The 12775-nt window shown below is 70.6% G+C and carries 6 protein-coding genes; 4 read left to right on the forward strand and 2 right to left on the reverse strand.

Translation table 11 applies throughout. The features are described 5' to 3' along the window. Window positions 1-2 precede the first annotated feature (2 nt). From GTY96_RS21170 to GTY96_RS21180, 3 genes are all read left to right on the forward strand, one after another. A complete protein-coding gene (locus tag GTY96_RS21170; protein ID WP_161665615.1) occupies window positions 3-806 on the forward strand; it encodes an SDR family oxidoreductase in 804 nt (267 codons plus the stop codon). A 125-nt stretch (window positions 807-931) separates the two neighbouring features. Next, window positions 932-5869, forward strand: coding sequence for a lamin tail domain-containing protein (locus tag GTY96_RS21175; protein WP_161665616.1), 4938 nt, complete (start codon window positions 932-934; stop codon window positions 5867-5869). 235 nt (window positions 5870-6104) lie between these two features. Next, entirely contained in the window at window positions 6105-8057 is a 1953-nt protein-coding gene (locus GTY96_RS21180) for a M3 family metallopeptidase (RefSeq protein WP_161665617.1), read from the forward strand. 57 nt (window positions 8058-8114) lie between these two features. On the opposite strand, the gene GTY96_RS21185 is transcribed toward GTY96_RS21180, so the two are convergent. Then, window positions 8115-10622 (reverse strand): glycogen/starch/alpha-glucan phosphorylase, encoded by a 2508-nt coding sequence (locus GTY96_RS21185; RefSeq protein ID WP_143900225.1) that lies wholly within the window; start codon window positions 10620-10622, stop codon window positions 8115-8117. A gap of 269 nt (window positions 10623-10891) precedes the next feature. Between GTY96_RS21185 and GTY96_RS21190 the strand changes: the two genes are divergently transcribed. Continuing rightward, window positions 10892-11479, forward strand: coding sequence for a DUF2378 family protein (locus GTY96_RS21190; RefSeq protein ID WP_161665618.1), 588 nt, complete (start codon window positions 10892-10894; stop codon window positions 11477-11479). Window positions 11480-11546: 67 nt separating this feature from the next. On the opposite strand, the gene GTY96_RS21195 is transcribed toward GTY96_RS21190, so the two are convergent. Further along, complete coding sequence (locus GTY96_RS21195) at window positions 11547-12737, reverse strand: peptidoglycan DD-metalloendopeptidase family protein (RefSeq protein ID WP_143900221.1); 1191 nt, start codon at window positions 12735-12737, stop codon at window positions 11547-11549. Window positions 12738-12775: the final 38 nt, after the last annotated feature.

Below are 12775 nucleotides of genomic sequence, written 5' to 3' on the forward strand. Positions count from 1 at the left end.
CCATGGCGGACAGCGTGTTCAAGGACGGGCTGCTCAAGGGCAAGACGGCGTTCATCTCCGGGGGCAGCAGCGGCATCAACCTGGGGATCGCCACCGCGCTCGTGAAGGCGGGCGCGAAGGTGGCCATCAACGGCCGCAACGTGGAGAAGCTGGAGGGCGCGGTGAAGGGCCTCCAGGCCCACGGCACCGCCATGGGCGTCGCCGCCGACGTGCGCGACTACGCGTCCGTGGAGAAGGCGCTCCAGCAGGTGAAGGACGCGTACGGCGAAATCGACGTGCTGGTGTGCGGCGCCGCCGGCAACTTCCCCGCGCCCGTGCTGGGCATGTCCTCCAACGGCTTCAAGGCGGTGATGGACATCGACGTGCTGGGCACCTTCAACGTGTCCCGCGCCGCCTTCGAACACCTGCGCAAGCCGGGCGCCGCGGTCATCAACATCTCCGCGCCCCAGGCCTACCTGCCCATGGCCATGCAGGCCCACGTGTGCGCCGCCAAGGCCGGCGTGGACATGCTCACCCGCGTGCTCGCCATCGAATGGGGTGGGACGGGCGTGCGCGTCAACGCCATCACCCCGGGTCCCATCGAGGGCACCGAGGGTATGAGCCGTCTGGCCCCCAGCGAGGCGTCGCGCCTGGCCATCGAGAAGGCCCTCCCGCTCCAGCGCTTCGGCACCCCGGATGACATCGCCCGGCTGGCCCTCTTCCTCGCCTCTGACGCGGCCTCCTTCATCACCGGCGCCATCATGGTCTGCGACGGCGGCCAGTCCCTCCTGGGCGGCGCCGCGCTGCTCCAGGCGATGACGGGGTGAGTTACAGTTGAAATGCAAAATTCCGGTCTCATTTCGCGGAGGCCGGAGGATGTCTGCTAGAAAGCGATGCAACTCCGCGCAGGCCTTCACTGCCGCGCGGAGCTGCTCGCTGGTCGGAGACATCCATGTCCCCACGTTTCGAAATGCTCGCCCGCGCTGTGGGTTTGAGCGTGTTGTGTCTGGGTCTATCGCTGGGATGCAGTGACTCCGGGGACTCCCCTCAGCCTCCGCCGGTGGTGGAAGGCGTGGTGGACGCGGCGGCCTCCACGGTGGTGGTGGACCGGGCCACGGGAGTGCTGGCGGACGGCCAGGACACGGCGGTCGTCACGGTGACGGCGCTGCGCAAGGCGGACGGCTCGCGGCTGTCCGGGCGCCCCGTGACGGTGACGGTGGAGGGGGAGGGCGCCACCGTCGTGCAGGCCGCGGAGGTGACGGCCAGCAACGGCGAGGCGAAGGCGCGCGTGGCGTCCACGGTGGCGGGCGTGAAGACCGTGAAGGCGTCGGTGAAGGATGAGAACGGCAAGCAGGTGCCGCTCACCGCCACCGCCACGGTGGAGTTCGCCGCGGTCTCCAGCGTGACGAAGCTGGTGTTCCGCGCGCCGCTGCCGGACGGCGTGGCGGGCGTGCCGCTCAGCGGGCTGGTGGTGGAGGTGCGGGATGGACGCGGCGCGGTGGTGGCCGACAGCACGGCGGAGGTGACGCTGTCGCTGGGGTCGGGTGGCATCGTCTTCCCGGAGGGCCTGCTGAAGGTGGCCGCGGTGAACGGCGTCGCGACCTTCCCGGACGTGGTGCTGAAGCAGGCGGGCGCCAACTACCACTTCATCGCGAACGCCCCGGGCTTCGAGCCCGCGGCGAGCAGCTTCTTCAAGGTCCTGCCGGGGGCTCCGGCGGCCCTGGGGCTGAGCACGCTGCTGGACTCGGTGGCCGCGGGCGCGACGCAGGACCTCCAGGTGACGGTGCAGGATGCGTACTTCAACACGGTGACGAACTACGCGGGCACGGTGACGCTGACGTCCACGGACGGGGCCGCGACGCTGCCCGCCGCCCACCTGTTCACCGCGACGGACGCGGGTGTCTTCACGTTCAAGGGCATCACCTTCCACACCGCCGGGCACCAGTTCCTGGGCATCAGCGACGGGACCAGCGCCCTGACGTTCACCCTGGCCGTGGACGTGACGGCGGCGGCTCCCGCTCGCCTGGCCTTCTCGCAGCAGCCCGCCTCCCGCGTGTCGACGCGCGCGTCACTGGGGAGCGTGGCGGTCCAGGTGCGGGACGCCTTCGGCAACACGGTGCCGGTCACGGCTCCTTCGGTGAAGCTGTCGCTGCCGCAGGGCGCGCTGGTGCTGTCGGGCACGGCGCAGGGGGCGCCGGTGGGTGGCACCGCGACGTTCACGGGGTTGAGCATCGCGGGCCATGGCACCACGCACCTCGTCGCCTCGGCGCAGGGGTTCGCGGACGTGAGCAGCGCGGACGTGCAGGTGGTGGACGACGTGGCGCCCGCGAAGCCGGTGCTCGCGCAGACGGGCTCCACGGAGACCAGCCTCACGGTGCAGTGGACGGGCGTGGGCGATGACGGCGACCAGGGACAGCTCGCGTCGCACGAGCTGCGCTACTCCGTGACGCCCATCACGACGGACGCGGCGTTCACCGCGGCCACGCCGGTGAGCATCGGCGCTCCCGTGCCTCCGGGCACCGCGCAGGCCGCCACGATCTCCAGCCTCGCGGCGGGCAAGACGTACTACGTGGCGCTGAAGGCGACGGACGCGCACGGCAACTCCGCGCGCTCGGACAGCCTCGCGGTGTCCACGGCCAACCCGCTGGTGACGCAGCTGGCGTTCGTGACGCAGCCGGCGAACGGCACCGCGGGCTCGGCGCTCGCGGACGTGCGCGTGGCGCTGGAGGATGCGCGCGGCGACGTCGTCACCTCGGCCACCACGGCGGTCACGCTGACGCTGACCGGGCAGGGGGGCTTCACGGCGGTGACGGTGTCGGCGGTGAACGGCGTGGCCACCTTCAGCGGGCTGCGCGTGGACACGGCGGGCTCGTTCACGTTCACCGCCACGGCGGGCGCGTTGAACAAGGCGAGCCAGTCCTTCACGGTGGGCGCGGGCGCGGCGTCGAAGCTCACCGTGTCGAACCTCCCGGCCTCCGTCTCCGCGGGCACCGCGTCCTCCGTGGTCGTGGCGGTGACGGATGCCTTCGGCAACCGGCTCCAGGGCTACACCGGCACGGTGCACTTCTCGTCCACGGACGCGCAGGCGGTGCTGCCCGCGGACGCGACCTTCACCGCGGCGGACCAGGGCCAGCGGACCCTCTCCGGCGTCGTCTTCAAGACCGCCGGGACGCAGTCCCTCACCGTCAAGGACACCGTCAACGCGGCCCTCACCGCGACGGTGACCACGGAGGTGCGCTCCAGCGCGGCGACGTCGTTCGCGGTCGTCGCGGGCGCGGGCCCCTTCGTCGCGGGTGTGGCCACGGGCTTCGAGCTGGTGGCGCGGGACGCCTTCGGCAACGTGGCGAAGGACTACGCCTCCACGGTGACGTTCTCCTCCACGGACGCGCAGGCGGTGCTGCCCGGCGCCTACACCTTCACCCTGGTGGATGAGGGCCGGCATTCCTTCAGCGTGGAGCTGCGCACCGCCGGGAACCAGGACGTCGTCGCGGCGGACGTGGCGGCGCCCACCCTGAAGGGCACGCACACCTATGCCGTCGTGCCCGCGGCCGCGGCCCGGTTGGCGTTCGCCTCCGCGCCCACGACGGGCTCGGTGCGGCAGGCCCTGGCGGACATCCAGGTGGCGCTGCGCGACGCGTATGGCAACACCGTCAGCGGCGCGCAGGCCGACGTGACGCTGTCGCTCGCGGGGGGCGCCTTCGCGCAGGGCGCGCTCACCCGCACCACCGTGAGCGGCGTGGCGACCTTCTCCGGGGCCGTGGTGAACGACGAGGGCACCTATCAGCTCCATGCCCAGGCGGCGGGCCTGCCGGACATCACGTCCGGGGACCTGAGCATCTCCGACACCGTGCCCCCGAACGCCGCGCAGGGCTTCCACGCGACCGCGGTGTCCGACTCCAGCATCCGTCTGGACTGGGTGGCCCCGGGTGACGACGGCGACCTGGGCACGGCCGCGAGCTACGAGCTGCGCTACTCCACGGCGGCCATCACCAGCGCGAACTTCGACGCGGCGACCCGGGTCTCGGGCGTCGGCGCGCCCCAGGCGTCCGGCACGGCGGAGTCCTTCACCGTCACGGGCCTCCAGGCGGGCGTGACGTACCACTTCGCGCTGAAGACGTTCGACGGCGCGGGGAATGCCAGCGCGCTGGCCACCGCGAGCAGCGCGACCACCAACCCGTGTGACGGCTACGTGTGCACGCCGCCCGCGTCCCAGTGCGCGGAGGACGGCACGTCGCTGGAGGTGTACGCGTCGGTCTGCGTGGTGCAGGCGGGCGTGCCGACCTGCGAGCCCGGCAACACCACCCTTCAGCCGTGCCCCGGCGCGGACGCGGTCTGCTACGCGGGCGCGTGCGCCACGGCGCCGCACCCGGGCGCGGGCGAGCTGGTCCTGTCGGAGGTGATGCACTCGCCGTCCTCGGGGACGACGGAGTACCTGGAGCTGACCAACACCACCACGAAGCTGCTGGATGCCAACGGCCTCGTGGTGAACCTGGTGGACGGCGCGGGCACGGCCACGTCCTTCACGGTGAACCACGGCCACGCGCTGCTGGTGCCGGCGGGAGGCCGCACGGTGCTCGCGCAGGACGCGAACTTCAACCGGAACGGTGGCGTGTCGGCGAACGACGCTTGGGGCACCGACATCTCCCTGGGGAGCACGGGCTCCATCACCCTCAAGCAGGGGACGACGACGGTGGACAGCCTCGTCTACACGAGCGCGTTCCCGCAGACGCCGGGCCGCGCGATGAGCCTCGCGGCCAGCATCGTGGGGACCCCGGGCAGCGCGCGGGCCTGGTACTGGTGCGACTCCACCGGCAGCCTGCCCGGCGGGGACCGGGGCACGCCCGGCAAGCCCAACGACGACTGCGGCCTGAACGTGGAGAAGCCGCTGAACTCCTGCGTCATCCAGTACCCGAAGACGTTCCCGTCGGGTGACGGCGCCTACCCGGCGATCATCGTCACCACCGACAGCTACGACATCTTCAGCCAGTTCTACAGCTACGACGTCACGACGCGGAACACGAAGGGCAACGACTTCTTCCCGCGCATCGAGGCGCAGCTGGGCTACGGCGCGGACGCCACCAACCCGGCGGGCTGGACGTGGACGGCGGCGGACTTCAACTCCAGCTACAGCCCGGCGAACTCCAACAACGACGAGGTGAAGGCGACGCTGCAGATCCCCACGCCCGGCACGTACAGCTATGGCTTCCGCTACCGCTTCACGGACGCGGGCGAGCCGTGGGTGTACTGCGACCAGAATGGCAAGACGGTGCCGCCCGCGGGCACCTACGGCTCGGTGACGGTGGGCAAGGCGCCGCTGACGAACCACGTGGTCATCAGCGAGTTCAGCGGCGGCACCACCGCCTCCTCGACGGACGAGTTCATCGAGCTCTACAACCCGACGAACTCGGACGTGGACCTGTCCAACTGGCAGGTGAGCTACAAGTCCGCCACCGGGGCCACCTGGGGGGCGCCCGTCACGATTCCCGCCGGGAAGGTCATCCGCGCCCATGGCTACTTCCTCCTGGGCGGGACGACCTACAGCGGCACGGCCATCAAGGACGTCGGCTACACCTTCGATGCGTCGGCCTCGACGACGGGGGGTGGCAACATCCGCGTCCAGCAACTCGTGGGCGGGACGTACGTGGACGTGGACAGGCTGGGGTACGGCACCGGGAATGCCCCCGAGGGCACCGCGTCCCCTGCGCATCCGGCGTCGGGCGGGAGCCTGGAGCGCAAGGCCGTGTCCAACTCCACTCCCGCCACCATGGGCACGGCCGGCGCGGACGCCCTTCGTGGCAACGGGTACGACACGGACAACAACAGCGCGGACTTCGTGACCCGCGCCGCCCGGCAGCCGCAGAACTCCACGAGCCCGCTCGAGTTCTACTGACGCCTCCGTCTCCCCCTTGAAGTCCCAGGAAGGCCGCCCCCGGCACCCACGCCGGGGCGGCCTTCCGCCTTTGGGGCACCGACCGCCCGTCCGCCGCCCGACGGACGGGGCAGGGGAGGGCGTCCACTGCACGGCACCCGCTCACGCCACGCCACACGGATGCTGCCAGCGCCGACGGAGCGCATTAGCTTTGGGCACCTTCCCTGACACCCACGGCTTGAGAGGAGCCCCTCCCGTGTCCGAGCCCCTGGTCCCCGACGCCGCCCGCCATGTCACCTGCCCGCCGGAGGAGTTCCGTCGCGCGAGCGAGGAGGCCCTGGCCAAGGCCCGCGACGGCATCGCGCGCCTGAAGACGCTGCCCGCCTCCACGCCCTCCCAGGACGTGCTGGAGCTGTTCGACGAGTCCTCCGCGGCGCTGGATGACGCCGCCGCGCGCGCCAGCGTCGTGCGCCACACGCACCCGGAGGCTGCCCTGCGCGAGGCCGCGGAGCAGGCCGAGCAGGCCATCGAGAACCTGGCCAACGACATCCGCATGGACCGGGGCGTCTACGATGTCCTGGCGCGCGTGGACCTGTCCCAGGCCGACGCCGCCACGCGCAAGTGGATGGAGAAGGTGCTGCGCGACTTCCGCCGCGCTGGCGTGGATCGCGACGACGCCACCCGCGAGCGGGTGAAGGCGCTCCAAGAGGAGCTGGTCCGCATTGGCCAGGAGTTCAGCCGCAACATCAGCCAGGACACCCGCACGGTGGCCCTGCCCCCGGTCGCGCTGGACGGCCTGCCGGAGGACTATGTCCGCGCGCACGCCCCCGGCCCGGACGGCCAGGTGCGCATCTCCACCGACTACCCGGACCTGGTGCCCTTCCTCACCTACGCGCGCGACGGCAAGGCCCGCGAAGAGCTCTGGCGCGCCAACCGCCAGCGCGGCTACCCCGCCAACGTGGACGTGCTCCAGAAGCTGGTCCAGAAGCGCCACGAGCTGGCCACGCTGCTGGGCTACCCGCACTGGGCCGCCTACGCCACCGAGGACAAGATGGTGCGCACCGCGGACGCCGCGGGCACCTTCATCCGGAAGATCGCCGACGCCGCGGAGGCGCGCATGAAGCGCGACTACGCCGTGCTCCTGGAGCGCAAGCGCAAGGACGACCCGGGCGCCGCCAACGTGGACCCGTGGGACTCCGGCTACCTGGATGACCGCGTGAAGGCGGAGCAGTACGCCTTCGACTCGCAGACGGTGCGCCCCTACTTCGAATACACGCGCGTGAAGCAGGGCGTCCTGGACCTCACCGCGCGCCTGTTCGGCGTCACCTACCGCCCGGTGAAGGACGTGCCCGTGTGGCACCCGGACGTGGAGGCCTATGACGTCTACGAGGGCGCCACCCTCAAGGGCCGCTTCTTCCTGGACATGCACCCGCGCGCGGACAAGTACAAGCACGCGGCCCAGTTCACGCTGACCAGCGGCAAGGCGGGCCGGCGGCTCCCGGAGGGCGCGCTCATCTGCAACTTCCCCAAGCCCGGCGCGGAGCCCGCGCTGATGCAGCACGGCGACGTGGTGACCTTCTTCCACGAGTTCGGCCACCTGCTGCACCACATCTTCGGCGGCCACACGCGCTGGGCGGGCCTGTCCGGTGTGCGCACGGAGTGGGACTTCGTGGAGGCCCCGTCGCAGATGCTGGAGGAGTGGGCCCGCGACGTGACGTGCCTCCAGACCTTCGCGAAGCACTACCAGACAGGAGAGGCGCTGCCCGCGGAGCGGGTGGAGCGCATGCTCCGCGCGGACGAGTTCGGCAAGGGCCTCTTCGTGCGCCAGCAGATGTTCTACGCGGCGCTCAGCCTGGAGCTGTACCGGCGCGACCCCAAGGGCCTGGACGCCACCTCCCTCGTGCGCGAGCTGCAGGGCCAGTACATCCCCTTCCCATACCTGGAGGGGACGTACTTCCACCTCACCTTCGGGCACCTGGACGGGTACTCGTCCAACTACTACACGTACATGTGGTCGCTCGTCATCGCGAAGGACCTCTTCACGGTGTTCCAGAAGCAGGGCCTGCTCAGCCCCGCGCCCGCGCAGGCCTACCGCCGCGCGGTGCTGGAGCCGGGCGGCTCCGACGACGCCGCCCACCTCGTGCACCACTTCCTCGGCCGCGACTACGACTTCCGTGCGTACGAGGCCTGGCTCAACAAGGCCGCGTGAGCGGCGGCGCGGTGGCCCCGGCGAGGATGCCGGGGCCGTCCGCGCCCGGGGCCCGCGTCACTCCACGCGGGTCTGCTGCACGTGCCAGATCTCCTCCGCGTACTGCTTGATGGTGCGGTCCGAGGAGAAGATGCCCGCGCGCGCCACGTTGATGATGCACTTCTTCGTCCAGGACTCCACGTCCCTGTACGCGCGCGCCACGTCCTCCTGCTTCGCCGCGTACGCCGCGAAGTCCGCCAGCACCAGGTAGCGGTCCTCGTTGAGCAGGCTGTCCACCAGCGGCTGGAAGAGGTTGCGGTCCTCCGGGGAGAAGAAGCCGGAGCGGATGAGGTCCAACGCCTCGCGCAGCTCCGTGTTGGCCTCGTACACGTCGCGCGGCCGGTAGCCCGCCTTCTTGCGCGCGATGACCTCGTCCGCCGTGAGGCCGAAGAGGAAGAAGTTCTCGTCGCCCACCGCGTCGCGGATCTCCACGTTGGCGCCGTCCAGCGTGCCCAGCGTCAGCGCGCCGTTGAGCATCAGCTTCATGTTGCCCGTGCCGGAGGCCTCCCAGCCCGCCGTGGAGATCTGCTCGGACACGTCCGCCGCGGGGATGATGCGCTCGGCCAGGCTCACCCGGTAGTTGGGCAGGAACACCACCTGCAACCCGGTGGCGCCCGCGTCGCTGTTCACCACCTCCGCGATGCCGTTGATGAGCCGGATGGTCAGCTTCGCCAGGTGGTAGCCCGGCGCCGCCTTCGCGCCGAAGAGGAAGGCCCGGGGCGTGATGACGCTCGACGGGTCGCGCCGCGCCTTCATCCACAGCGCCACGATGTGGATGGCGTCCAGCAGCTGCCGCTTGTACTCGTGCAGGCGCTTGATCTGCACGTCGAAGATGGCGTCCGGGTTGAGCTGCACCCAACGCAAGTCCCGCACGTGCTGCGCCAGCTCCTCCTTGTTGGCCCGCTTCACCTCGCGGAAGGCCTTGCGGAACTCCGCGTCCTCCGCGTGCGGCTCCAGCTTGAGCAGCTGGTCCAGGTCCGTGGTCCACCCCTCGCCGATGCGGCTGGTGATGAGCTTGGACAGGCGCGGGTTGCACCAGGCCAGCCAGCGGCGGGGCGTCACGCCGTTGGTCTTGTTGTTGAAGCGCTCCGGGTACATCTGCGCGAAGTCCGGCAGCACGTCCCGGCGCAGCAGGTCCGTGTGCAGCGCGGCCACGCCGTTGATGCTGTGGCTGCCCACCACGGCCAGGTGGGCCATGCGGATCTTCTTCTCCGGGCCCTCCTCCACCAGGCTCATCCGCTGCTGCTTCTCCACGTCGAACGGGTAGCGGATCTGCACCTGGCGCATGAAGCGCTGGTTGATCTCGAAGATGATCTCCAGGTGCCGGGGCAGCAGGCGCTCGAACAGCGACACCGGCCAGCGCTCCATCGCCTCCGCCAGCAGCGTGTGGTTGGTGTAGCCGAACGTCTCCTGGGTGATGGACCACGCCTCGTCCCAGAGCAGGCGCTTCTCATCCACCAGCACGCGCATCAGCTCCGCCACGCCAATGGCCGGGTGCGTGTCATTGAGCTGGATGGCGCACTTGCGGGAGAAGTCCCGGAAGTCATTGTGGTTCTTCAGGTAGCGCCGGACGATGTCCGCGATGGAGCACGCCACGAAGAAGTACTGCTGCTTGAGGCGCAGCTCCTTGCCCGCCTGGAACGCGTCGTTGGGGTAGAGGACCTTGGAGATGACCTCCGAGTCGTTCTTCTCCACCACGGAGCGCTCGTAGTCGCCCGCGTTGAACAGGAGCAGGTCGAACTCCGCGCTCGCGCGCGCCTGCCACAGCCGCAGCGTGTTGACGGTGTTGTTGCCGAAGCCCGCGATGGGCGTGTCGTACGGCACGCCAATCACCGTCTTGCCGCCCACCCAGCGCGCCACCGGCCGGCCATCCGGGCCCTGGTGGTGCTCCACGCGCCCGAAGAAGCGCACCGGCACCGCCTTCTCCGGCCGGACGATCTCCCACGGGTTGCCGAACTTCAGCCACTCGTCCGCGCGCTCCACCTGGTGTCCCTCCACCAGGTCCTGGGAGAAGATGCCGAACTCATAGCGGATGCCGTAGCCCATGCCCGGGTAGCCGAGCGTCGCCAGCGAGTCCAGGAAGCACGCGGCGAGCCGCCCCAGACCGCCGTTGCCCAGGCCCGCGTCCGGCTCCATCTCCAGCAGCTGGCTCAGGTCCACGCCGACCTCCTGCATGGCGGCCGCCGCGGCGTCGTACATGTTGAGGTTGAGCAGATTGTTGCCCAGCGCCCGACCCAGCAGGTACTCCGCGGACAGGTAGTAGGCGCGCTTGACGTCCTGCTCGTAGTAGGTGCGCGCCGTCTTCACCCAGCGGTCGGTGAGGCGGTCGCGCACCGCCAGGGACAGCGCCATGAAGCGGTCATGCGGCGTGGCCGTCTCCGGGTTCTTGCCGCGCGAATACCGCACGTGTTCGAAGAAGCCGCGACGGACGCTGGCCGCGTCGAGCCCGGTGCGGCCGCTGTCTTCGGGCGCGCCCGAAGCGGAGGACGGGGACGGAACGGGGCGCGCGGAGGCGGGAGGAGCCATAAGTCGGTCGTCTCGAGGGTCGCGAAAGGGTGGGCACTGCGGACACCCGCGCTTTGACGCGGGCGCACATGGCGGGAGGGTACCGTGTCACGCCAGCCCAGGGCAGGGGAAACCCACGCACTGTCCTCGGGTTGGCCGCTCCCTCAACCAGGGAGGGAAGGTGCCCGCGGACCCCCGTGACGCGGCCCGGCCCCAGGGGCGATCGCGCGCGGACATCGCCCTCGTGGGAGGGGCTGGCGTTGCTGGGAAGTGGAGTACAACGGCTGTGAATGGCGTTCCCCCTGGATGATCTGGACCAACGCATCGCCCTGACCCGACCCGGGGACACGGTGCGGGGGCTGAGCTTCGCGGCGGTGCTGCGGCTGACGCACCAGCGTCTGGGCCGAGACACCGCGGAGCGCCTGCGCGCGCCGCTCATGCAGCGAAGCCCGGTGGACTTCTTCTCCTATCCCGCCGTGGACTTCCTGCGCCTGTTGGCCTTCGCGTCAGAGGCGCTCCAGCCGGAGTTCGGCACGCGCGACGCGGCCCTGCGAGGCTGCGGCGAGGCCATTGTCGGACACTTCTTCGACTCCACCGTGGGCCAGACGCTGCTGCGCCTCACCTCCGGCGGCGGCGACCCCAAGCGCCTCTACAGCAACGCCCCCACGTCGTACGCCACCGCGGTGAGCTACGGGCAGCGCGAATACCAGCCCCTGGGCGACAAGCGCGTGCGCCTGGCCTTCAAGGGCGACCTGCTGCCCGTGCAGGTCCACGAGGGCATCCTCGGCGGCGCCCTCACCGCGCTCCACCGCGAGGGCCAGGTGCGCGGCACCGAGCGGGCCCTGGGCGACTCCGAGTTCCTCATCGAGTGGACCTGAGACGCGAAGGGCCCCGCTCCACCGTGAAGGGGAGGGGGCCCGGATGCGAGGCGTGCGCGGTGGCGCGCTACTTCGTGGCGGTGGCCGGCGCGGCCGCCTTGCCCGCGACGGCCGCCACGGACACGGCATCCAGCTGCTGGGCCATGTCGTGCGCCTTGGCGAGGAAGTCCGCCGTCAGCTCCTTGGGCAGCGGATCCGCGCGGGGGAACTTCTGCGTAAGCGGGTTGGCGTAGGCGCCGTTGCGCTTCAGGCCGAAGTGCAGGTGCGGGCCGGTGGAGCGGCCGGTGTTGCCCGAATAGGCAATCACCTGCTTCTGCCGCACGCGCTGACCGGCGCGCACGCCGTCGCCGAAGCGCGACAGGTGCATGTACTGCGTCTCCATGCCGTTGGCGTGGCGCAGCAGCACCATGTTGCCCGCGGCGCCCGCGTTGCCCGCGGACACCACGGTGCCGTCCGCCACCGCCCACACCGGGGTGCCAATGGGCGTGCCGTAGTCCACGCCGTTGTGGTTCTTCACGTACTGGAGCACCGGGTGGAACCGCGACCCGAAGCTGCTGGTGACGTGCGCGTACTTCAGCGGGCTCTTGAGGAAGGTCTTCTTCGCGCTGGCGCCGTCCTCCTGGAAGAAGTTGGCCTCGCCGTCGGGCAGCACGTAGCGGAACACGCGCTTGTTGCCCACGAGCCCGCCTTCATACGTGGCCGCCAGCACCTCGCCGTAGCGCAGCACGCGGCCCTTGGAGACGAACTTCTCCACCAGGGCCTTCGCCTTGTCGCCCTTGCGCACGTCCCGGTAGAAGTCGATGTCCCACGCGAACACGTCCGACAGCACCAGGCCGATGGACGGGTCCTCGCCCGCCGCCAGCGTCGCCTCGTACAGGGACGAGGTGATCTCCAGCGACACCAGCGACACCTGCTTCTCCACCTCGATGGAGCGCTTGCTGCCGACGTACTTCTCCCCGTCGCGGCGCACCTGCCACTCGTCCACGGTGCTCTGGCGGTAGTCGAAGAAGTCCAGCTCGCCGTTGCGCATCACCAGCCGGAACTGGTCTCCCACGCGCGACTTGCGGAAGTCGAACACGCCCTCCAGCGCGGCGATGACCGCCTCCACCTGCGCGTCGGGCAGCGCCGCTTCATGCAGCGCGCCCGCCAGCGTCTGGCGCGGCTCGATGCGGCGGTTCTTGATTTCGAAGTGGGTGGCGGCTTCGGACGTCGAAGCCACCCCGAGGGCGGCCAGGCAGAGGAGGGAAGCGGTCTTCATGGGGGGCGATACAGGAGTGTAGAGGACTGTTGGTCCTC

The organism is Corallococcus silvisoli (genome assembly GCF_009909145.1).
Taxonomy (GTDB): Bacteria; Myxococcota; Myxococcia; order Myxococcales; family Myxococcaceae; genus Corallococcus; species Corallococcus silvisoli.